The organism is Serratia sp. PL7 (genome assembly GCF_945957435.1).
This window is the reverse complement of sequence record NZ_CAMFLB010000002.1, coordinates 589,463-612,267: the sequence shown is the minus strand read 5'-3', so window position 1 is coordinate 612,267 and position 22,805 is coordinate 589,463. Positions and strand designations below refer to the sequence as shown.

General features: G+C 55.8%; 18 protein-coding genes. 17 read left to right on the top strand and 1 reads right to left on the bottom strand.

Features of this window, described 5'->3' with window-relative positions:
• Nucleotides 1-543: a D-lyxose/D-mannose family sugar isomerase gene (locus N6G83_RS17370; protein WP_024529700.1), complete on the top strand. Its 543-nt coding sequence runs from the start codon at nucleotides 1-3 to the stop codon at nucleotides 541-543.
• 92 nt (nucleotides 544-635) lie between these two features.
• Entirely contained in the window at nucleotides 636-1,640 is a 1,005-nt protein-coding gene (locus N6G83_RS17365; protein WP_074031864.1) for a LacI family DNA-binding transcriptional regulator, read from the top strand.
• A gap of 84 nt (nucleotides 1,641-1,724) precedes the next feature.
• Here the strand turns inward: N6G83_RS17365 and N6G83_RS17360 are convergent, their stop codons facing one another.
• Nucleotides 1,725-2,243: an Hcp family type VI secretion system effector gene (locus N6G83_RS17360; RefSeq protein ID WP_021178406.1), complete on the bottom strand. Its 519-nt coding sequence runs from the start codon at nucleotides 2,241-2,243 to the stop codon at nucleotides 1,725-1,727.
• 760 nt (nucleotides 2,244-3,003) lie between these two features.
• Here N6G83_RS17360 and tssB point away from each other — a divergent pair.
• The 15 genes from tssB to N6G83_RS17285 are packed head-to-tail and all read left to right on the top strand — an operon-like array spanning nucleotide 3,004 to nucleotide 22,710.
• Nucleotides 3,004-3,501, top strand: a complete 498-nt coding sequence (tssB, locus tag N6G83_RS17355; protein WP_024529701.1) for a type VI secretion system contractile sheath small subunit — start codon at nucleotides 3,004-3,006, stop codon at nucleotides 3,499-3,501.
• A gap of 27 nt (nucleotides 3,502-3,528) precedes the next feature.
• Entirely contained in the window at nucleotides 3,529-5,010 is a 1,482-nt protein-coding gene (gene tssC, locus N6G83_RS17350) for a type VI secretion system contractile sheath large subunit (RefSeq protein ID WP_021804827.1), read from the top strand.
• Nucleotides 5,011-5,016: 6 nt separating this feature from the next.
• Nucleotides 5,017-5,457 (top strand): type VI secretion system baseplate subunit TssE, encoded by a 441-nt coding sequence (gene tssE / locus N6G83_RS17345; protein WP_211135936.1) that lies wholly within the window; start codon nucleotides 5,017-5,019, stop codon nucleotides 5,455-5,457.
• Nucleotides 5,457-7,271: a type VI secretion system baseplate subunit TssF gene (gene tssF, locus N6G83_RS17340; protein ID WP_024529703.1), complete on the top strand. Its 1,815-nt coding sequence runs from the start codon at nucleotides 5,457-5,459 to the stop codon at nucleotides 7,269-7,271. The genes tssE and tssF overlap by 1 nt, the downstream gene beginning before the upstream one ends.
• A complete protein-coding gene (gene tssG / locus N6G83_RS17335; protein WP_024529704.1) occupies nucleotides 7,235-8,287 on the top strand; it encodes a type VI secretion system baseplate subunit TssG in 1,053 nt (350 codons plus the stop codon). The genes tssF and tssG overlap by 37 nt, the downstream gene beginning before the upstream one ends.
• Before the next feature lie 25 nt (nucleotides 8,288-8,312).
• Nucleotides 8,313-9,617, top strand: coding sequence for a type VI secretion system-associated FHA domain protein TagH (gene tagH / locus N6G83_RS17330; protein WP_024529705.1), 1,305 nt, complete (start codon nucleotides 8,313-8,315; stop codon nucleotides 9,615-9,617).
• A complete protein-coding gene (gene tssJ, locus N6G83_RS17325) occupies nucleotides 9,614-10,120 on the top strand; it encodes a type VI secretion system lipoprotein TssJ (protein ID WP_024529706.1) in 507 nt (168 codons plus the stop codon). The genes tagH and tssJ overlap by 4 nt, the downstream gene beginning before the upstream one ends.
• 2 nt (nucleotides 10,121-10,122) lie before the next feature.
• The gene (gene tssK / locus N6G83_RS17320; RefSeq protein ID WP_024529707.1) at nucleotides 10,123-11,469 is read left to right on the top strand and encodes a type VI secretion system baseplate subunit TssK; all 1,347 of its coding nucleotides are present in this window, start codon (nucleotides 10,123-10,125) and stop codon (nucleotides 11,467-11,469) included.
• A complete protein-coding gene (gene icmH / locus N6G83_RS17315) occupies nucleotides 11,469-12,236 on the top strand; it encodes a type IVB secretion system protein IcmH/DotU (RefSeq protein ID WP_021178397.1) in 768 nt (255 codons plus the stop codon). The genes tssK and icmH overlap by 1 nt, the downstream gene beginning before the upstream one ends.
• A gap of 9 nt (nucleotides 12,237-12,245) precedes the next feature.
• Complete coding sequence (tssH, locus tag N6G83_RS17310; protein ID WP_024529708.1) at nucleotides 12,246-14,849, top strand: type VI secretion system ATPase TssH; 2,604 nt, start codon at nucleotides 12,246-12,248, stop codon at nucleotides 14,847-14,849.
• Entirely contained in the window at nucleotides 14,846-15,628 is a 783-nt protein-coding gene (locus N6G83_RS17305) for a helix-turn-helix domain-containing protein (RefSeq protein WP_021178395.1), read from the top strand. Before tssH ends, N6G83_RS17305 begins: the two co-directional genes overlap by 4 nt.
• Before the next feature lie 2 nt (nucleotides 15,629-15,630).
• Entirely contained in the window at nucleotides 15,631-16,296 is a 666-nt protein-coding gene (gene vasI, locus N6G83_RS17300; protein ID WP_065685186.1) for a type VI secretion system-associated protein VasI, read from the top strand.
• Between the two features lie 5 nt (nucleotides 16,297-16,301).
• On the top strand, nucleotides 16,302-17,696 hold the full coding sequence (tssA, locus tag N6G83_RS17295) for a type VI secretion system protein TssA (RefSeq protein ID WP_024529710.1): 1,395 nt from the start codon (nucleotides 16,302-16,304) through the stop codon (nucleotides 17,694-17,696).
• 31 nt (nucleotides 17,697-17,727) lie between these two features.
• Complete coding sequence (tssM, locus tag N6G83_RS17290) at nucleotides 17,728-21,261, top strand: type VI secretion system membrane subunit TssM (RefSeq protein WP_074031870.1); 3,534 nt, start codon at nucleotides 17,728-17,730, stop codon at nucleotides 21,259-21,261.
• Nucleotides 21,262-21,321: 60 nt separating this feature from the next.
• Nucleotides 21,322-22,710, top strand: coding sequence for a VasL domain-containing protein (locus tag N6G83_RS17285; RefSeq protein WP_211135935.1), 1,389 nt, complete (start codon nucleotides 21,322-21,324; stop codon nucleotides 22,708-22,710).
• Nucleotides 22,711-22,805: the final 95 nt, after the last annotated feature.

The window sequence follows — 22,805 nt, the reverse complement described above, 5'->3', positions numbered from 1 at the left end:
ATGCAGCGACCTATCGATGCGTTAGAAAGAACCCAAACCTTGCTTGCAGGCTGTGGCATACGGTTGACCGACGTGGAAAAACAGGAGATCGAGCTGACGGATTTCGGCCTGGCCGATTACCCGCGCTCGGGGTTACAGCTACTCACTTACATTAACACCCCGCGCTACTGCGCCAAGGAGCTGGTGTTGTTTCCACACCAGACCTGTCCGGAGCATCTCCATCCGCCGTTTGATGATACGCCGGGCAAACAGGAAACGTTCCGCTGCCGCTGGGGGGAGGTCTATCTGTTTGTGGATGATGATGCCCTGACCTTGAACACCGAGCGGGGGACCCCAGCCTGCCAACCTCCAGCCGGGTTCGAACAGTGGTATACCTGCCAGCGTTATATTTTGTTGCGCGCGGGAGAACAATATACAATCAAGCCTAATACCAGACACTGGTTCCAGGCAGGCAAGCTTGGCGCGGTGGTTTCTGAGTTCTCGTCGCAAAGCCGTGATGATCTGGATGTTTTTACCGATCCCAACGTCCGGCGCGTCGGTTGATGCTGCGGTGATGAGAGTATTTACATAAGAGGTGATAATCCTTGATCACCTTGTCATGATACAAAATGATATGTTCCAACCAGGAGTCACACTTGGCGGCCGATCGACCACTGAAAGCGACGCTAGAGAGCGTCGCAGCGCTTGCAAATGTCAGCAAAATTACCGTATCCCGCGCCTTCTCCCAGCCGGATAAAGTCCACCCCGATACGCTCGATCGCATCCTCAAGACGGCGGAGAGTCTGGGGTATGTGATGAACACGGCCGCACGCAATCTGCGGGCTAAAGCAAGCAAAACGATCGGCATCGTCAACCCTGATATGGCCAACCCGTTTTTTGGCGCACTCACCCGGCTGATGACGCTGGAGGCGCAGAAAGCGGGCTACGATACGCTGGTGTTTGACTCTTATGAGTCGCAGGAAAATGAAAACCGCATTATCGATAAACTGATTGGCTACAACGTGGACGCCATCATTTTATCGGTGATTTCATCGGACCGAAACTACACGCCCGGCTACCTGAAAAACCTGGAAAGACTCGGCATCCCGGTGGTGCTGGTCGATCGGGAACTGGATGGGGCGTTTTGCAGCGGTGTGTATATCGACAATCTGGACTGCGGTTTACAGGCGGGGCGTTATCTGCTGGAGCAGAACAGCCAAAAGGTGGTGGTGGTTTCCGGGCCAGAGGATTCCAACGTGGCCAAAGAGCGGGTTACCGGGCTGATTGCTGCGCTGCAAGGCAAGGTGGCGAGCCTGGAGATTATTCATGCGGATTTCTATATGGATGCCGCCCTGCGCGTGACTAACGAGTATCTCGATCGCCAGCCGCCGCCAGACTATTTTGTCGGCTGTAATAACCAGATCTCGCTAGGCATCATCAAATCCTGTGTCGATCATCGTTTGGCGCTGATGAAAGATGTCTCGCTGTTTGGTATTGATGAAGTTTCCAATGCGGCGATTTACGGGTTTAATTTCCCCTGTATTTCCCACGATCTGCATGAAATCGCCTGGCAGGCGTTGGGTTTGGCTATCCGTCGGGCCGTCGATCACGATATTAAACCGGGTAAAGTCATTGTCAGAGGCAAGCTGATTGGCGGCTAGCCGCTGGCCATTGAGCTTGGTGGTAGGCGGAAATAAAAACAGCCAATCTCTCGATTGGCTGCTTGGGCGAAGCTAAGGCTGGCCTTAGGCTTCGATTGGGGCACGCCAGTCGTCAGAACCCGAAGTCCCGGCGGTGGTGTGTTCCCAAGTGATTTTACGGTATGCCAGTGAAACGCGAACCAACTGAGTGAACTCAGCCTTGGTTGGATCCTGGCAGTGTGGCATTTTGCAGTCGATATCGATGATGGTGGCATCTTCCAGTTTGGTGGTAAAGAAGTGCTCTTGTTTACCTTCGATCGAGGTGCGGTACCATTTCAATTCAACCGTTGGCAGCATTTCGCCAGAGGCCAATGCGTTATACAGCAATGGAACAGCTTTGTTATAAGCCACGGTGAAGCGGAATGGCTTATGTGCACGCTGCCCTGACGGCTGGCCAGACTGCGGATCGGTTGGTACGGTAACAATATGTTCAAATTCCTGAACCAGCATTTGGTCTTCGTGGCCTTGAACAAAGATGTTACCGACAGATTCAGCGGTAAATGCGCTGGCGGTAATATTACCCTGGGTTTTCCCTGTGATAGAGATATAAGCTGGAGTTGGCATCTTAAAGATCCTTGTTAGATAAGCTTAGTAATAACTCAATGCTAGTCACACCCCTCGCCGATAATAATCGACCTCGAATGTGACTTGCCCCACTTCTCACTTCGGCCATCACTATAATCGGGTCTTTCCCTAGTGCCAAGCCACTCACAAATTTGCAAGGTTTATTGGTATCCTTAATGGTATAAATGATTATAATATTTGTATTATTGGTGTTTTATGCTGGATTAGATATTGATGTAGGTTATGGTTTGTGGGTTAAACATAATTATTAAAATTATATTATTTCATAACTATATGTTTTTATTGCATTAATTAAATTTTATAAAATTATTTTTTATGATCATAAGCCGAAAGTTGCTCTCGCCAGGAGATAAATTATTAGGAAGCTTAGTAAAGAAAAATTTATGGACTTTTACCGGTCAGATCGGGGACGATACATTCAGTGAAGCTATGCTAATGCAGGAAATGTCCAGTTTTTGCCGTGGGCAGCAATCCCGTGTTCGGGGTTTTGTCATTATTTGGGATAATTCTCAGAGTCTCGTGAAATATAGGAGGATTCCCAACTTTGCGCGTAAAACTGGATTATTCGCAGACTTCGGCACGGCATAGGAGGAAGGTATTTAGGTTTACGGTGATAGATTTACTATCTGAATAGATGGCGATGACTCTATTAGCATGGATGATATCTGAATGTCATTTTCCGGTGCTCATTCAACAAACATTAGCTGGTATTCCCTTATTGTGACTAAAAGGACGAGTGATGAGTAAGAATAATCAAAGCAGTGTTGCCCCCAAGGAAAGGATCAACATTAAGTATGTTCCTAACACGGGCGATCAAACCACTGAAATCGAACTGCCACTGAACCTGATGGTTGTTGGCGATCTCAAGGGGGTTCGTGAAGATACTCCGATTGAAGAACGTCAGGTCGTTTCCGTCAGCAAGAACAACTTTAACGCGGTGATGAACGAAGCCAATATCAACCTTTCGTTCACTGTACCCAATCACCTGGAAGGCGAAGGGAAAGAAGAGATGCCGGTAACATTGGCGATCAATTCCCTCGACGATTTCTCACCGGATAACGTGGCGAAAAACGTCCCTGAACTGAAAAAAATTCTGGAACTGCGGGAAGCGCTGGTCGCCCTGAAAGGGCCTCTGGGCAACATTCCTGCCTTCCGTTCTCGTCTGCAAGATCTCCTAGGCAATGAAGAAATGCGTGAGCAGTTGCTAAAGGAACTGGACATTCTTAATCAGAAATAATTGAGACGGAAAGAGGGAATTTTACGTATGTCTTTACATGAAGAAAATGCGGTTTTAGCTGCCGAACCTACCAGTACCACTTTCCTGCTAGACGAAATCATGTCTCAGACCCGCATGATGCCGGGCAATGATGGCTATGACGTCGCCAAACAGGGCGTGGCTGCATTTATCAGCAGCATTCTGGACACCGGCACCAACGAAGAACCGATCAACAAGCTGTTGGTCGACAGAATGATCATTGAGCTGGATAAAAAGCTCAGTGCCCAGATGGACGAAATTCTGCATGCCAAAGAATTCCGCGAAATCGAATCCTCCTGGCGTTCACTGAAGCTGTTGGTGGATCGCACCGATTTCCGTGAAAACATCAAAATCAACATCATGCACGCGACGAAAGAAGAGCTGCTGGAAGATTTTGAGTTCTCGCCGGAAATTATCCAGTCTGGTTTCTACAAGCACGTGTATTCATCCGGTTATGGCCAGTTTGGCGGCGAACCTACCGCAGCCATCATCGGTAACTATGCGTTCAGCAACAGCACCCCGGATATGAAGCTGCTGCAATACGTCAGCGCCGTTGGGGCCATGGCACATGCGCCGTTCCTTTCCAGCGTTGCGCCGGACTTCTTTGGTATCAACAGCTTTACCGAGCTGCCAGCCATCAAAGACATGAAGTCGGTGTTCGAAGGGCCAGCACACACCAAATGGCGTGCGCTGCGCGAGTCGGAAGACTCCCGCTATCTGGGCCTGACCACGCCACGTTTCCTGCTGCGTTTGCCGTATTCCACCGTTGAAAACCCGATCAAGAATTTCAACTACTACGAAGACGTCAGCAAGGATCACGAACACTTCCTGTGGGGCAACACCGCATTCCTGCTGGCAGCCTGCCTGACAGACAGCTTTGCCAAGTATCGCTGGTGTCCGAACATCATTGGGCCACAAAGCGGTGGTGCGGTGCACAACCTGCCGGTTCACCTCTATGAGGCGATGGGCCAGGTACAGGCGAAGATCCCGACCGAAGTGCTGATCACCGATCGTCGTGAATTTGAGCTGGCGGAAGAGGGCTTTATTACCCTGACCATGCGCAAAGGAACCGACAACGCGGCCTTCTTCTCGGCCAACTCGGTCCAAAAGCCGAAGGTATTCCCGAATACCCATGAAGGGCGAATGGCGGAAACCAACTACAAGTTGGGTACCCAACTGCCGTACATGTTCATCATCAACCGTCTGGCTCACTACATCAAAGTGCTACAGCGTGAGCAGATTGGTTCGTGGAAAGAGCGTCAGGATCTGGAGCGTGAGCTGAACATCTGGCTCAAGCAATACATTGCCGATCAGGAAAACCCACCGACCGATGTCCGCAGCCGCCGTCCTCTGCGCTCTGCTCAGATCCAGGTGCTGGATGTCGAAGGGGATCCGGGCTGGTACCAGGTGGCGATGCAGGTGCGTCCACACTTCAAATACATGGGAGCCAGTTTCGAGCTCTCGCTGGTTGGTCGTTTGGATAAGGAATAACAGGCAATGGCTGCGCTTCTTAATTGGGAGCGAGGAAGTTCTGCCAGCTTGTTTGAGCGTATCCAGGGGAAGGGCTTTGGCCCTTCCTCACATAGCCGTGTTCAAGAGCTATTAATCTCAATCAAGCAGCATTTGAACGAAGTCCTCAATTCGCGCCCCGGAGCCTGCCAAAGTGCTGCAGGCCTGGGGGTTATTGATCTCAATGATGCCACGGCAACCACGTCTGATTTCCGTAAGAGTATTGAGCAGGCCATCAAGGAGTGTATTGAGCGCTACGAGCCAAGAATTTCCGAGGTTACCGTTCAATCCCTGGTGGATCAGGGGGACCCACTGTTATTGAGTTTCCATATCAGTGCTCACGTTGATTTCGACAATATCGGCGATGTGGTTGAGTTCAATATTCAATTGGACAGCAACCGCCGTTACTGCCTAAACCAGGAAGCATAATGTCGTTCGAAAAGTACTTCAGGGATGAGCTGGATTATCTCCGGCAGCTAGGGCGTGATGCCGCAATCGAACGGCCGCACCTTGCTGCCTTTTTATCCGAACAGGGTTCCGATCCAGACGTTGAGCGGCTGTTGGAAGGCTTCGCCTTTCTGACCGGCAATCTGCGCGAAAAGATCGACGACCAGTTCCCGGAGTTGACACACGGCCTGCTGAATATGCTGTGGCCGAACTATTTGCGGCCAGTGCCCAGCATGACCATCGTCGAATACACGCCGAACAGCAGTGCACTCACTGAAGCGACGTTGATCGAGCGTGGTAGCCAGATCGAGAGCGTCCCGATTGCGCAAAGGGCGGAACGTGGTGCGTTGCAAAACGACAGCGAAACACACGGGCCCCAGTGCAGCTTCACCCTCTGTCGGGATGTCTGGCTGTTTCCGATGGGCATCCAGGATATCGCCGTCAACAACAGCAACGAACAGGGAATATTGAGCATTCACTTTGGCGCCAAGGCAGAGTTGAACGTGCAAGAAATGCGGCTCGATAAACTGCGTTTCTATCTGGGTGAGGACGGTTACACCAGCACCCAGCTCTATTTCTGGATCAGTCACTATTTCGAACGGGCCGACCTGGTGGTCAACGGCATCACCATCCCGATGCCGGACTTCGATTTCAACCCGGTGGGCTTTGAGCGTGAAGATGCGCTATTGCCATATCCGAAAAACGCCTATGTCGGCTACCGTATCCTGCAGGAGTATTTCTGTTTCCCGGAAGGCTTCCTGTTCTTTGACGTGGCCGGCGTGGTGGATTTCCCCGCGCATCTGAAAGCCAGCGAATTCACCCTCAATCTGCATTTCTCCCAGCCATTGCCGCCTGAGGTCAAGATACGGCCAACTACCCTGCGCCTGAACTGTACCCCGGCGGTGAACCTGTTCAAACGCGACAGCGAGGCGATAGCCCTGGATGGCACACAAACCGAATATCCGCTGTGTGCCAGCTACCATCATCCTGAGCGCTACGAGATTTTCTCGGTCGATCGCGTGGAGAGCTGGTTAAGCAAAGATCCCAAGGGCAGCGGGCGGGGGCAGGCCAGAAGCTATCCGGCGTTCGAAAGTTTCCATCATCAGGTGGAGCCTGCGCAGGAACGCAACATGCTCTATTACCGCCTGCGGGTGAGAAACTCGCTGTTCCGTAAGGGCTTTGAGCATTACATCTCCTTTGTGCGCAGTGATGAGACGCAGGTGGCGCTGTCTCAAGAAAACGTGTCGGTCAGCATGACCTGTACCAACCGCGAATTACCGCTGGCGCTACGCGTGGGTGATATTTGCCAACGGACGCAAGCAGGCCCGTCATTTGCCACCTTCCGTAATATTACCCGGCCTTCGGTACCGCTGTATCCGGTGTTGGATGGCAGCCTGCAATGGTCTCTATTGTCCAATATGTCATTGAACTACATGTCATTACTGGACAAGGATTCGTTAAAACAGATCCTGCAGACCTATGATTTTCCCAGCGTACACAACCGGCAATCCGCTCGGTCGTCGCAAAAAAAACTGGACGCGATTTCGCGTATCGAAACCCAGCCGATCGACAGGTTGTTCCGTGGTTTACCGGTCAGAGGTCTGCAAACCACCCTCTGGCTGGAGCAAAGCGCTTTTGGTTCTGAAGGTGAGCTCTACCTGTTTGGTACGGTGTTGGCACGCTTCTTCTCCCTGTATGCCAGCGTCAACTCGTTCCACCTTTTGAAAGTCATCAATCTTGATAATCAGGAATGTTACCAATGGCCGGTACAGACGGGTCAACATGCATTGATGTAAGCGCGGGTGAAGGCGTACCGCCGGAGCCAGTGCTGGATGTGTCACGTTATAACTTTTACCAATTGGTCGAGCTGCTCAACCAAATGGCGGTAGCGTGGCAAAAATCCCCGGGTTCAGCCAGGCCAGCCGATGAGGCTATCCGCTTTAAATCGACCGCCAGCCTGGCTTTTCCAACCCGTGACGTGATCGCGTTGGAGACTTCCGCTCGCGGCCAGTTTGAGCTGGAAGTCTCTTTCCTTGGGTTGCATGGCAGCCAGTCGCCGTTACCCGGTTACTACCTGGATTCGTTGGCCTGGGAAGATGCCCAGAATGAAAACCGCCTGACGGATTTTCTCAACGTGTTCAACCACCGGCTGTTAACGCTGCTGCATCAGATTTGGCGCAAATACCGCTACTACATCTGCTTTGACGAGGGTGGTAACGATGATGTCTCGCAGCGCATGTTTGCGCTAGTGGGATTAAGTAACGAGGCGATCCGCAAAAAACTGCGCATCCACCACGGCAAAATGCTGGCCTATGCCGGTTTGCTGGCCAGCCCTGGGCGTGCCCCGGAAGTGATTTGCAGCCTGGTGGCGCACTGTTTCAACCTGGCAGATGTGACGCTGCAAAGTTGGCAACTGCGCAAGGTCAAAATTGCCCCGGAGCAGCAGAATCGCCTGGGCGGCAGGGTGAAGGTCAGCGGCCAGAAATACCAGGGGAAATCGGTGCTGGGCGTCAATTTCTCACTGGGATCGCAGGTAGCGGATCGCAGTGGCAAATATCAGTTGTGCCTCAACCAACTGACGCGTGAACAGTTCTTGTCATTTTTACCTAACGGGGAGAATTACGAGCCGTTAGAGATGTTTGTGGCTTTCATTATGCGCGACCAGTTTTCGTGGGATTTACGCCTGGGTCTGGCAGAGCAGCAGGTGGGCGGCATGATCCTGGGGACAGAACAAAACAACCTGCTGGGCTGGACCAGCTTCCTCGGGGAACCCGAGCAACAGCCCCACGTAACCATCAGCGTTATGGAATGACAATCAAGATTCAGGAAGAGAGATCATGGATAAACAGCAACCGACGCTATCATTGCGAGTCGTCAATAGCGACAGATTGGAAAGTGGCAAACCGGCCAGCAGCCTGTTTAATGCACAGGGTGGGGTGGTTGGCAGTGACGGCAGCCATCATTGGTCTATTCAAGATCAGGGCGGCAATATCAGCCCTTCACAGTTTGCCATTGAATGGCGTGATGGGTCCTTTTGCCTGCGGGTGCTCAACGGTGCGGTGAGTATTAACCAGTCGATGCTGACGGCAAACTCCGGTTTGGTGCGCATCCAGCAAGGTGATGAAATCAGCGTAGGCAATCTGGCCATCAAGAGCCATATCAGCCGCTCGAGCGCCGATATGATCGATCCGCTGATGGTTTCGCCAGAATCGCTGGTCTCCAGCTACAGCAACCCGTTGGAAGCGATGATGGAGGGGGGCAATACACAGGTTTCCCACCATGAGCAGGACAACCGCCTCGCTGCCACGGTCGCCAACGGTTTCAGCCACGACCCGCTGCGGGTATTGGAAACCGAGAGCCTGACGATGCACGAACCTCTGAGCGCCCTCACCGGTGCCGATCAATCATTACAACAGGATCGCTACCGCGATCCGCTGTTCTCTTCTCCACTTTCTGATATCACCAAGGACAGTGCCATGGATCAGGAGTTTATCGATCTGCCGCAAATCAGCAGTTTTCTTTCCGGCCAGCAGGCACCGTCAGACAGCAAGATGGAACAGCAGCACGTGGCGATCACGCCGCTGATGCGGGGTTTTGGCGCGCAACTGCCAATCCGCAACAGCCAGGAGGCCAATGACTTCCTCGAGGAAGCTGGCAAAACGCTCAGGGCCGCTATTGAAGGGCTATTGGCCTTGCAGCGCAGCCAACACGGCCTGCGGGACAAGCATTTGCGGCCAATCGAAGATAACCCGCTGCGCCTGAATATGGATTACGACACCACCCTCAGCCTGCTGTTTGCCGATCAAAAAAGCCCGGTGCACCTTTCCGCCCCGGCGGCGGTGGCCGAGAGCCTGCATAACCTGCGCCTGCACCATCAGGCCAACCAACAGGCGATTGCCCAGGCGTTGAGCACCATGCTGGAAGCTTTCTCCCCAGAGCGACTGCTGACGCGCTTTAGCCATTACATGCGCAGCAACGAGCGCCAGGAACAAGACTCCGCCTGGGCCTGGGAAATGTACAAAAACTACTACCAGGAATTGGCCTCCAGCCGCCAGCAGGGCTTCGAAAAGCTGTTTGGCGAAGTGTATGAACAGGCTTACGACCAGGCGCTGCGCCAGGGGATGAAGGACAGCGAACGATGAAAGGTGGCAGAGGATACTTTCTGACGACTGCGCTATGCCTGGTGCTGATGCTGTCAGGATGCACGATATGGAAAAACAAGAAGCCGGAGCGCGTTACCGAGCAGCCTTCTACGCTGCGGTTAACGCTGCTGGCGGACGCGAACATCAACCCCAATGAGAAAGGTGAGGCCGCGCCGACCGAGATTGCGGTGGTGTACCTGAGCGACGATTCCAAACTGTTGGCGGCCGATTACGACCAGCTCGACACGGAAATATTGAAGAAAACGCTCAGTAAGAACTACATCGACCACCAGGAATACACCCTGCTGCCGAGCCAATATAAACCGTTACCCGCCATTGAGCTGGAAGAGAAGACCCACTATCTGGGGGTGATTGCCTACTATGCCGACGTTGATCGCGCTGAATGGAAAAAAATCATCAAGCTCAGCGATGTTGGTCATAACTACGGCGTGCTGATCCACGTTAAAGCGGATGAAATCGACTTAAGGAAAGAGGAAGAATAACCATGCCGACCAAGAATCGGGTGATCTGGCGCGAAGGCCTGTTCATTAAGCCACAACACTTTCAACAGCAACAAAGACATAACGATTATCAGCTGCAGCGCCGCATCACCGCGCTGACCAATTACACCTATGGCTTCCACTCGCTGCAGATCAATCAGGAACTGCTCAAGCTGGGGCGTATCGGCTTGACCAACGCCAGCGGTAGCATGGCTGATGGCACGGTGTTTGATATTCCTTATCAGGATTGCTCGCCCAAGCCGCTGGATGTACTGAACTGCAACGATGCCGCCAGCCGCGATATCTATCTGGCGTTGCCGATGCTCAACGACACCATCAATGAGGTTGCCAGCCCGCACAGCCAACTGCCTGGGGCGATCCGCTACGCCGAACATACCGATGACGTGCGTGACTTGCACACCGACGGCGGCGATGTCAGCCAATTGCTGCTGGCCCAGCTTGCGCCGCGTTTGATGCAGGGATCTGAAGATCTCAGCGCCTATTCCGTGCTGCCGGTCTGCCGCATCAAAGAGAAGCACCCGGACGGCTCGCTGATCCTGGATGAAGAATTTATTCCTACCTGCACCACCCTGCACGCTTCCGTACAGTTGAAAGACTTCATGGATGAAGTGGAAGGCACCTTGGTGGAGCGCGCCCGGTTGCTGGCCAAACGTATCGGTTCGCCGGGCCAGCAGGGGATTGCCGACGTGGCCGAATTTATGATGCTGCAGGTGTTCAACCGCATGCAGCCACTATTCACCCATCTGTCCCATCAGGCAGTGCTGCACCCACAGGATTTTTATAGCCACCTGGTGCAAACCTGCGGCGAGTTGCGCACCTTTACCGACGAATCACGTCTGGCGGGCAGCTTCATCGTCTATAACCATGACAACCTGACCGACTGCTTCCAGCCGCTGTTCCTGGCGATGCGCCAAACGCTCAGCACGGTGCTGACACCGCGTGCCATCTCGGTACAGCTGCATCCGCAGCCTAACGGCATTCGTGTGGGGACGATCAACGACAGCGATCTGTTGCGCAGCGCCGACTTTGTGCTGGCCGTCCGGGCGCAGATCCCGCAGGAACAGCTGCGGCGTCAATTCGTGCAGCAAACCAAGATCACCTCGCTGGAGAAAATCCGTGAGCTGGTTAGCCTGCAACTGCCAGGTGTGCCGCTGGTGGCGCTCTCTGCCGCACCGCGTCAACTGCCTTACCATTCCGGCTACACCTACTTCATGTTGGATCGACAAAGCCCGACCTGGAAAGAGGTCCTGCAAAGCAACGCGATTGCCTTCCACGTTTCGGGTGACTTCCCAGAACTGGATATGCAGTTCTGGGCGATTAGGAGCAGCTAATGAAAATGCATGCCGTCACGGATAACCCCGCGCTGCCCGAAACGGAAACCGTCACTTCGTATCGGCAATATCAGCTCCCGCTGCGCGGCGAGAGCCTGAATGCGATGGTGGATGCCGCCACGCCGTTACTCGGCATGGTGCTGCGCTTGAAGGACATGGAAAACCAGCCGCTGCCAGACCAGCTTTATCAGCAGGTGGTGACGGATATCCGCGCCATTGAGCAGTTTCTGCAAACCAAAGGCTACGAGCCAGGGGCGATCGTTTCGTTCCGCTACGTGCTTTGTACCTTTATCGATGAGACGGCGTTAGGGCACGGTTGGAATACGCAAAACGGCTGGCTACAGCAGTCCTTGCTGGTGCATTTCCATAACGAAACCTGGGGCGGTGAGAAGGTGTACGTCCTGCTGGAGCGCCTGATGGGCGAACCCAAACGTTATCAGGATCTGTTGGAGTTCATCTACCTGTGTTTCTGCCTGGGTTATCGCGGCCGCTACAAGGTGACATTGCAAAACAGCGATGACTTTGAACGGCTGTTCCGTCGGCTGCATCACCAACTGCAACAGCTGCGCGGTGAAGCCCCCGCGACCGTCTTGCACCAGAAACAAAGCCGCACCGGCGGGCGCTATTACCTGAGTAAACGGTTGACCATCAAGCATCTGCTATGGGGTGGCTTAGGCCTGTTGACGGTGATTTACCTGTTTTATGCCATCCAGTTACATGGACAGACTCAGGATATTTTGCAGCAGCTAAACAATTTATTGAGCTAGGAAGCACAGATGATTCAAATTGACTTGCCCACGCTGGTAAACCGCCTTAATCCCATCGCCCGCCATGCACTGGAGGCGGCGGCGGCTCACTGCGTCAGCCTGCAGGAAGCGGAAGTGACGGTCTCGCAGGTATTAATGCAGATGGTCGCCAGCCCCTTAAGCGACGTCAGGGTGATCCTTAATCATGCTGGCGTGGACACTGACGCATTGCGTGAGTCGCTCGATCAACGTATTTCCGGCTATCAGTCGGTCACTCAGGCTTATCCCAGCTTCTCCCCTTTGCTGGTGGAGTGGTTGCAGGACAGTTGGTTATTGGCGTCGGCCGAAATGGATCACAGCCAGCTGCGCGGCGGGGTGATGTTGTTGACCTTACTGCTGAGCCCTATGCGTTATCTCACACCGGCGGCCAGCCGGTTGTTATCCCCGGTGAACCGCGAACTGCTGCGCCAGAACTTTGCTGACTGGACCGCCGATTCCGCAGAAGCCCCTCGGGTAGCGAAAGCGGGTGATAAAACCGCCGCTGCCGCCGCCAATGGTGAAAGCCTGCTGGCTCGCTATGCCAGCAATATGACCGAGCAGGCCCGTAAAGGCACCTTAGATCCGGTGCTGTGCCGCGATGAAGAAATCGATCTGATGATCGATATCCTGTGCCGCCGCCGCAAGAACAACCCAATCGTGGTGGGTGAGGCTGGCGTAGGAAAAAGCGCCCTGATCGAAGGCCTGGCGCTGCGCATCGTGGACGGCCAGGTGCCGGAAAAGTTGTGCAACAGCGAACTGATGACGCTGGATCTCGGCGCGTTACAGGCCGGTGCTGCGGTCAAAGGCGAGTTCGAAAAGCGCTTCAAGGGGATCATGGCGGAAGTTGCCCAGTCGGCCACGCCGATCATCCTGTTTATTGATGAAGCCCATACGCTGATCGGCGCGGGCAATCAGCAGGGTGGCCTGGATATCTCCAACCTGTTGAAACCGGCGTTGGCGCGCGGTGAGCTGAAAACCATCGCCGCCACCACCTGGAGCGAATACAAAAAGTATTTTGAGAAAGACGCCGCGCTGTCGCGCCGCTTCCAACTGGTGAAAGTCTCTGAGCCGAGTGCTGAAGAGGCTACGGTGATCATGCGCGGCCTGCGCACTATCTATGAGAAGGCGCATGGCGTGCTGATCGACGACGAGGCACTACAAGCGTCGGCGGTGCTTAGCGATCGCTATCTCTCTGGCCGCCAACTGCCGGACAAGGCCATCGACGTGCTCGATACCGCCGCCGCGCGGGTGGCGATCAACCTGACTTCGGCACCGCGCCAGGTGTCGGCACTGAAAACGCAGCTGCACCAGCAGGCGATGGAAATCCAGATGTTGGAGCGTGAGCAGCGCCTCAACCTGAGCCAGCCGGATGAGCGTTTATCGGTGTTGCAACAGCAGCGCGCTGAGATCGAACAGCAACTGGCAGACCTGAATGCCAGTTGGCAAACCCAGCAGCAGTTGGTGCAGCAGATCATCGCCCTGCGGGCAGAGCTGCTGACGCAGGAAGAGAATGCGACGGAAGAACAGGCTATTAATCTGGCTGCGCTGGGTGCTGAGCTTGAACAACTGCAACAGCATCAAACCCTGGTGTCTCCACACGTGGATAAGCATCAGATCGCGGCGGTGATCGCCGAGTGGACCGGCGTGCCGTTAAACCGCCTGTCGCAGAGCGAATTGTCGGTGGTTACCGAGCTGCCAACGTATCTTGGCGATCAGATCAAAGGCCAGGAAACCGCGATCCACTGCCTGCATCAGCATCTGCTGACCGCCAGGGCCGATTTGCGCCGTCCGGGTCGCCCAATGGGGGCTTTCCTGCTGGTGGGGCCAAGCGGCGTCGGTAAAACCGAGACCGTATTGCAGATCTCCGAGCTGTTGTACGGCGGGCGCCACTATCTCACCACCATCAACATGTCCGAGTTCCAGGAGAAACACACCGTTTCGCGCCTGATCGGCTCACCGCCGGGCTATGTGGGTTATGGCGAAGGCGGCGTGTTGACTGAAGCCATTCGCCAGAAACCCTATTCGGTGGTGCTGCTCGATGAAGTCGAAAAAGCCCATCCCGACGTGCTCAACCTGTTCTATCAGGCGTTCGACAAGGGTGAACTGGCCGACGGCGAAGGCCGCATCATCGACTGCAAGAACGTGGTGTTCTTCCTGACCTCTAACCTGGGTTATCAGACCATTGTCGATCACGCCGAACAGCCGGAACTGCTGGGCGAATTGCTGTACCCCGAGCTGGCGGCCTTCTTCAAACCTGCCCTGTTGGCGCGTATGGAAGTAGTGCCGTACCTGCCGCTGGGCAAAGACACGCTGCAAACCATCATCCACGGCAAGCTCAAACGCCTGGATAACCTGCTGCGTCAGCGCTTTAACGCCGAAGTGGTGATTGAGCCTGAGGTAATCGACGAGATCCTGCTGCGCGCCACCCGTGCCGAGAACGGGGCGCGCATGCTGGAGTCGATTATCGACGGGGCGTTGTTGCCACCGGTTTCCCTACTGCTGTTGCAAAAAATGGCGGCAGGTACGGCAATCAGCCATATCCGCATTGCCACGGAGGGAAATGCGTTTACCGCTCAGGTCGAGGAGGCGCTATGAGGCAACGGCTGAAATGCTTACTGGCGCTGCTGGAAAACGATTCGGTCGAGCATTTGGTCCATGGCTTTTTGACGCTGGATCACCACCGTCACGGGTTTGATGGCTTGATGGTGGCGATGTTCAACGCCAGCGAGGGGCAGTTGGAATGTCTGCGCCTGTCTGATGCCAACCGTCGTGCCACGGTGAAGCTGGAAGCCGATATCGAAGACACCAACCACCCGTTGGTGCGGGTGCTGCGTAATGGCGCGCCCGAAGTCTGGTACGCGCTCAATCGCGGAGTGCGCATCGAAGATGACGGCTTTCGCGGCTTTATTGAGGCGTTGCCCAACGGTTGCAGCATGTATGGCGTACCGCTGTTTGATTTCCAGGGGCGGGCCTGCGGGGTGATAGCGGTGTTTGCCGAGGATATCGATCGATTTGTGGACAGCCGCGGCATGTTCTCCATCTATTGCCAGATTTTTCAGCACCGCCTCAACAAGCTGCAAGAGGTGGAGCATCTGCGATCGCAACTGGTCCAGCTGCGTTCGATGTTCAAGGTGCGTGAAAAACAGCTGGATGAGCTGATGGTCTCGCTGAGTACCTCCGACGTTTCCACCTCGCCAGAGCTATCACGCGATTACAGCAAGATAGATGACCTATCTAGCGCGGTGGAGGCGTTTGAAGCCGCGGTACTGACGCAGCGCCAGCGTCTGTATGGCAATGACAAAAACCGCATCGCCGACAGCCTGGGGATCACGCCGCGCACCCTGGGTTACAAGTTGGCGAAATACAGGTGTTAGCTATGAATACGTGGTTATTGATCGGTTCGTTACTGCTTTCCGGCAGCAATTCAGCCACCGAGTGGCTAAGCGGCCTTTCGCTGGCGCAGCCCGAAGGGGATGCGCATCAGTTGGCGTTGCTGATGAACTGCCGCAGTGAAAGCTCGCCGCTGGTGCGTCTGGACTGCTACGACAACGCGTTGTCAGCGGCCAGCGGCGACAACCCAGGTCAGGTACAGGCCGGGCCAGCCTGGCAGCGAGCCATGGCGCAGGAAAAAGGCCGCCGCGATCACTCGACGGCATTCCTGATAAGCGAAGGGCAGGGCAACAACCCGCAGGTGGTGCTGACCACGCCCGCGATTGGTGTGCCGCCACCGCGGCCGGTGTTGATGCTGAGCTGCATCGACAACATTACCCGTTTGCAGATCGCCTTGGTCGGCCCGCAAAAAGACGGTGCGGTGACGCTAACGGCGGATAGCGACAGGTTTAACGTGCAGTGGTTCCTGCGTGAAAACGGCTATTTGCTGGAATCTAGCCGGGGCCTGGCCGGTATTGATGAGATCAAGCGGTTGATGTCGGCGCAGACGCTGACGATCGACGGTACCAACGGCGGGTTACCCCGTCTGACATTTAATATTTCGCAGTTAACGCCAGCGCTGAAACCGCTGCGTAACGCCTGCCACTGGTGAGGACTATGGATAGCACGTCACAACATCCCTGGCATGCATTATTGCTGACACCGCTGACGCCCGAGCAGACCGCCAAGGCGTTGGCCGATGACGATCCGCAATGGGAGCATATCGACAGCCAGATGGTCAAAGTGGGTTCGCTGACCCACAGCTCGCTGAATATCGATGACCTTCAGCAGCAGGCGATGGCTCTGCTGTCGCAAAAAAGCAAAGACTTCCGTTTGGTGGTGCACCTGCTGCGTACCTTGCAGCACGGCGGTGAACCGGGCGACCTGATGCTGGCGATCTCCTTGCTGACCGCTTACGTGCAGAACTTCTGGACCAGTGCCTGGCCGTTGAACCCGCTGCATAAGCGCCGCTTTGCCCAGCAGATCCTCAAGCGTTTTGACAGCGCCAGCGGCAGCTTTAGCCAACGGGCGACGGACGCCCAACGCCAGGATGTGCAAGGTTTGCTGGCACATCTGGCCCAGGTTTGGCACAGCGAGGAACCGGCCCTGGCGAAAGAGGTGGATAGCCTGCGTGCCAGCTACGCGCGGTTGCCTACTCGCACTGTTGAACCGGTGGTTGAGGAGGAAGAACGCCCTCAGTCTGGTTCGGCATCGACATCAGCCTCTGCTGGCAGAACGATCAGCCCCAGCCTGAGCATTGATAACTCCAGCGATAAAGCCTGGCGGCAAACGCTGCTGAAAATGGCGGATTTGCTGTGTGAACTGCACCCCGAGGCCGCCATTGGTTTCCGCCTGCGTCGCCATGCCCTCTGGGGCAGCTTGACCGCGCCACCGATAGCGCAGGCCGATGGGCGCACGCCGCTGGCTGCTGTCTCTGTCGATCGCATGGCCGATTATCTGGGGCGCGTGGCCACTGCGGATCTGGCCCTGTGGCAACAGGTGGAACAGAGCCTGGCACTGGCACCTTACTGGCTGGATGGCCACGCGCTTTCGGCGCAGATCGCTATTCGGCTGGGATATACAGGGGTTGCGCAGGCCATACGTGACGAGCTGAGCGCCTTTATCGAGCGGATGCCGGCGTTAACCACCCTTTATTTTACCGATATGACGCCATTCCTCTCCCCTGAATCTGCCAGCTGGTTACAGCAGGAAACGGGTGCCAAAGGGGGAGGTAACACTATTGAACAGGATGAAATTTGGCAATGCTATCAACAGCAAGGACTGGAAGCCGCGTTACAGATGATCGATCGGCAATCGCAGCAATCCGAACCCAGGGACCGTTTTTACCTGCAATTGCTCAGCGCCCAGTTACTGGAAAAAGCGGGGATGACGGCGCTGGCACAGCAGCACTACCACAACCTGTTGCAGGTGGGGCAGCAAGTGCAGCTAAGCGAATGGGAACCGGCGTTGATCGCCTTGCTGACAGACAAGCAGCGGCAGCTCAAGCCGTGATGGCCAGGGAAGGGAACAGGAGCGTTAACGCATGAAATTGCCCTCATTTATTCATTTTGCCAGACCAGCCATTCCGCGTATCAAAGCCTCGGTGCCGGTGGTGCTGGCGCTGTTGGCCTGTATCGGCTTGATTTGGGTCTGGATTTACGGGCCGGAATGGAAGCTGAAGGATTACCAACCGTTCGAACCTTTGCTGAGCCGCTGGTTGGTGACGGCATTGGTGGTGCTGCTGGCGGTGTGCTGGCTCACCTTCAAAATGGTGCGACGTTTACAGCAGCTGGAAAAGCTGCAACTGCAGGCTAAAACGCAGGTCGACGATCCGATCCTGGCTGATATCGAACAGCAGGACCAGTATCTGGGCGTCTGGAAGCAGCAGTTGCAACGGCGGCTGAATACCCCGGCTTATCTCTATCGCCTGCCTTGGTACATGGTGATTGGCACCCGCAACAGCGGCAAAAGCACCCTGATCAAAGAAGGCTACAAGCTGACCGAAATCGCCAGCCCGGAACTGACCAGCGTGGAAGACGCCGGTGAGCTGCGCGTGCGCTGCTGGCTGGGTGAACAGGCGGTGCTGATCGATCCGGCAGGTGAGCTGATCGAGCAGCCAACGCTGTCCATCGTGGGCAAAGCGGCGCTCAATAGCCGCCTGTGGCAAAGCCTGCTGAACTGGCTGGTTGAACACCGTAAACGCCAGCCGCTGAACGGCCTGATCCTCACCGTCGATCTGCATCAGTTGCTGACGGCGAACAAGGCTCAGCGCGAAAACATGGTTGCCAGCCTCCATCAGCGTTTGCAGGATGTGCGTCAGGCGCTGCATAGCCAGCTGCCGCTGTACGTGGTGTTTACCAAACTGGACCTGCTGTACGGGTTTGAAGCGATGTACCAGACGCTGGATAAGGCCCAGCGCGAAGCGGTGCTGGGGGTGACATTCAGCCTGAACGCCGCCGAGCCGGAGGTGTGGCGCAAAGAGTTGCAGCAGTTCTGGCAGCAATGGATCGCCCAGTTGAACGGCGCAATGCCAGACATGATGCTCAACGGCGTCGATGCAGGACAACGTAGCCAGCTGTTCAGCTTTACCCGCCAGATGCAGGGCCTGCAAGAGTATGTGGTGCAACTGCTGGAGGGGATCCTCTACAGCGGCGATCATCAACAGCCGCTGTTACGCGGCATCTACCTGACATCTGCCCAACAGCGCGGACAGATGGATGACGTGTTTACCCAGTCTGCCGCCGTGCAGTATCACCTGTCACCGCAGGCCTTCCCAACCTGGCCGGTCGCCGAAACGACCCCGTACTTCACCAAAGAGCTGTTTAATCAGGTGTTGCTGGCGGAACCGAATCTGGCGGGCGAAAACGGCCTGTGGCTGCGTAACTCCAGAAAACGCCTGATGGTGTTCTCCTGCGTGGGGGCCGTGGTGGCGTTGACGCTGTGGGGGTGCTGGCAATACTACTATCAAAGCAACTACCGTGCCGGACAAGAGGTCCTTGCCCAGGCCAAAACCTTCCTCTCCATCCCGACGCCGAAGGGTGACGATCGCTATGGCAATCTGCAACTGCCGTTGCTGAACCCGATCCGTGACGCCACGCTGGCTTACGGCAACTACCATGAGCGCAACAGCCTGCTGGCGGACATGGGCCTGTATCAAGGCAACAACATCGGCCCTTATGTGGAAAGCACCTATCTGCAACTGTTGCAGCAGCGCTTTGTTCCGACGTTGATGAGTGGCCTGTTGGAGCAGTTGAATGCGGCACCTCCAGGTAGCGAAGAGAAACTCGAAATCCTGCGTGTGATGCGCATGCTGGAAGACGGCAGTGGCCGCAATATTGCGCTGGTGGAACAGTATATGGGCGACCGCTGGAGTCAGCAGTTTAACGGCCAGCGCGAATTGCAACAGCAGTTGATGGGCCATCTGGACTATGCGCTCAAGCACACCGATTGGCGTGCCGCGCGGGAAAGTGGCGATCAGGTTGCCGTCAAGAACTTTATCCCTTATCGCCAGCCGATCCAGCTGGCACAGCGCGAGTTGAGCAAGCTGTCGATTTATCAGCGGGTGTACCAGAACCTGCGCATCAAGGCACAGGACGCGCTGCCTCCGGCCCTGAACCTGCGCGATCAGATCGGGGCCAGCTTTGACGACATCTTTATCTCCAACAACGATCGCCTGCTGGTGGTGCCGCAGTTCCTGACGCGCAACGGTTTGCAGAACTACTTCACCAAGCAGAATGACCAACTGGTCGATCTGACGGTGATGGACAGCTGGGTGCTGAATCTCAGCAAAAACGTCGAGTATAGCGAGGCGGATCGCAAAGAGATCCAGCGGCAGGTGACCGAGCAGTATATCGGTGACTATACCGCCACCTGGCGTGCGGCGATGAATAACCTGTCGGTCGGTGAGTTTGAAGATCTGCCGCAGGCGATCAGCGCCATCGAGCAGGTGATCAGCGGCGAGCAGCCTTTCCGCCGTGCCTTGCAGACGCTGAGTGATAACACCCGGTTGCCTGCGGTGCCTGACGCGTTGCAGGGTAAAGAACGCCAGGAACTGATGCAAAAATCCGATTATCAACTGCTGGGCCGCGTCAACCGCGAGTTCGCGCCAGAAACCGGCGTGCTGGTGGAGAACGGTGACAAAGGCAGCGTGCTGCAAAGCGTCTACCAAAAGCTGACCGAACTGCACCGTTACCTGCTGGCGATCCAAAACTCACCGGCACCGGGTAAAGCGGCCATGAAGGCGGTACAGCTGCGCCTGGATCAAAACAGCAGCGACCCGATCTTCGAGGTTCAGCAGTTGGCGAAAAACCTGCCGGAACCGCTGAACCGCTGGGTAGGGGATTTGGCCGAACAAGCCTGGCGCGTAGTGATGATGGAAGCCATCCAATCGTTGGAAGTCGAGTGGAACGAGACGGTGGTGAAACAGTATCAGACCTACCTGGCAGGCCGTTATCCGTTCGATCCTAAATCGCAGCAGGACGTGCCGCTGAGCGAGTTTGAACGTTTCTTCGGCCCGAAAGGCACCCTGGATAGCTTCTACCAGCAGAACCTGAAGCCGTTCGTGGATAACAACCTGAGCAGCGGCAGCGACGGGCAACTGTTAATCCGCCCAGACGTGCTGCAACAGCTGACGCAGGCGCAGAAGATCCGCGAAACCTTCTTCTCGGCACAAAACGGCCTGGGCACTCAGTTCGCCATCGAACCGGTGGTACTGAGCGGCAACAAACGCCGCAGCGTGCTGAATCTGGATGGGCAGTTGCTGGATTACGCCCATGGCCGCAGCAACATGGTGCATCTGGTTTGGCCTAACTCCATGCGGGCCGGGGTAGAAAGCAAGGTAACGCTGGTCCCGGATGAAAACGGCAAGTCCCCGCGCAGCATTACCTTCAGCGGCCCTTGGGCACAGCTGCGGCTGATCAACGCCGGTGAGTTGACCAACGTCGGCACCAACTCGTTCGATGTCCGCTTCAAGGTGGACGGCGGCGAGATGACCTACCGCATCCATGTGGATGAGTCCGACAACCCGTTCGCTGGCGGTCTGTTCAGCAAGTTCACCCTGCCAGACACGCTGTATTAATCGTTGTTATCCCGTCTCTCTGCCGCGCTTGGCAGAGAGACGCTTTAAGGATGAGTCCGCATGAGCGAAGCCTCAGAAAATATCATCATTCAGACCGGCGGCGATCCGCGCCATTGGCCGGAGTTCAGCGCCATTCGTGAAGAGATCAACAAGATCAACCACCCGGCGCGGCCAGAGGTTAACTGGCGGCTGATTGAGTCGCTGGCGTTGACGCTGTTCCGTACCAACGGGGTCGATCTGCAAACCACGGTGTACTACGCCCTCGCGCGTACCCAAAGGCACGGGCTGGCCGGGTTTACCGAAAGCTGCGAGCTGTTGGCGGGCATGGTCGTTAGCCAATGGGAGCGATTGTGGCCAGAGCAGCCCCAGGCCCGCTCGGAAATACTGGAGTGGTTCAACGCCCGCGTCGGTAGCCAACTGCGCCAGCACGAGTTCGGCATTGACGACCTGCGCCTGGTGTATCGCGCCGAGCGGGCACTGCAACTGCTGTGCGACAAACTGCAACAGGTCGAGCTAAAGCGCGTACCGCGCATTGAAAACCTGCTGTACCTGATGCAGAACACCGCCAAACGGCTGGAAGCCGCCCATGAAGCGGCCAAACAGCCGCCAGCGCAACCGCTGAAGATGCCCTCGATGGTGTATCTCTCGGTGCCCGAAGCGGAGCCGATCCGCACCCTGTTCTCAGGAGCAAAACCGGCCGCGAATGAACCGCCTCCGGCCTACGAAGAACCCGTGCCGCCGCCAAAAGAACAACCGCTGCCCAATGTGGAGGTGCGTTTTGCACCGCCACCACCGGCCATACCCAAAGTGGCCAAACGCGCTGCGACGGCTTGGGGATTTGGCGGCGGTGTGCTGTGCAGCCTGGTGGTCGCCGGTGCGGCTTACCTGATGCAGGTTAAGCCGATGCAGGAACGATTGGCGGGGTTGTCCGCCACCCCAGAAGGTTCGGTGCAGTTGTGGCTGGCCCAACCCACTCTGGACGGCTACGGCCAGCAATTGAACACCCTGGAAAATCTTTCTCCGTTGGCCGGGTTGCGTACCGCCGATGCCTCGGTGGCGCTGGCCAACCAACTGTGGCCGACCGATCCGGAGCAGATTGCCCAAAGCCAACGTTGGCAACGGCTGCTACAGGCGCGACTCGGCAGCGAGCGGGCCGACAACAGCTATTTCCAGGTGCAGCAGCGCTTGCAGGCGCTGTCGGACAAGCTGCTTGAACAGGAACAAACGCGCGGCAGCCTGACGCTTTCCTATCTGAAAACGCAGGTTTATCAGATGCAAAGTGAACTGAACCGTGAAACGCCGCTGGAAGAGTTGCTGCGGCAGCTGGCGGTTTCGGTGGAACAACAACAACCGGCTTCACCGGTGCTGCTCAAGCAGATAGACGAGCGCTGGAATGCACTGCTCAGTCGCTATCACCAACTCACGCAGCAGGCAGCATCTGCCCGCTAACCTCCAGGAAGGAAAAGATATGTTTGCTGATGACAAGAAAAACGCCCCCAAGGGGGGCGTGCAGCCGAAGAACATTGTGGCCACGGAGACGCCGT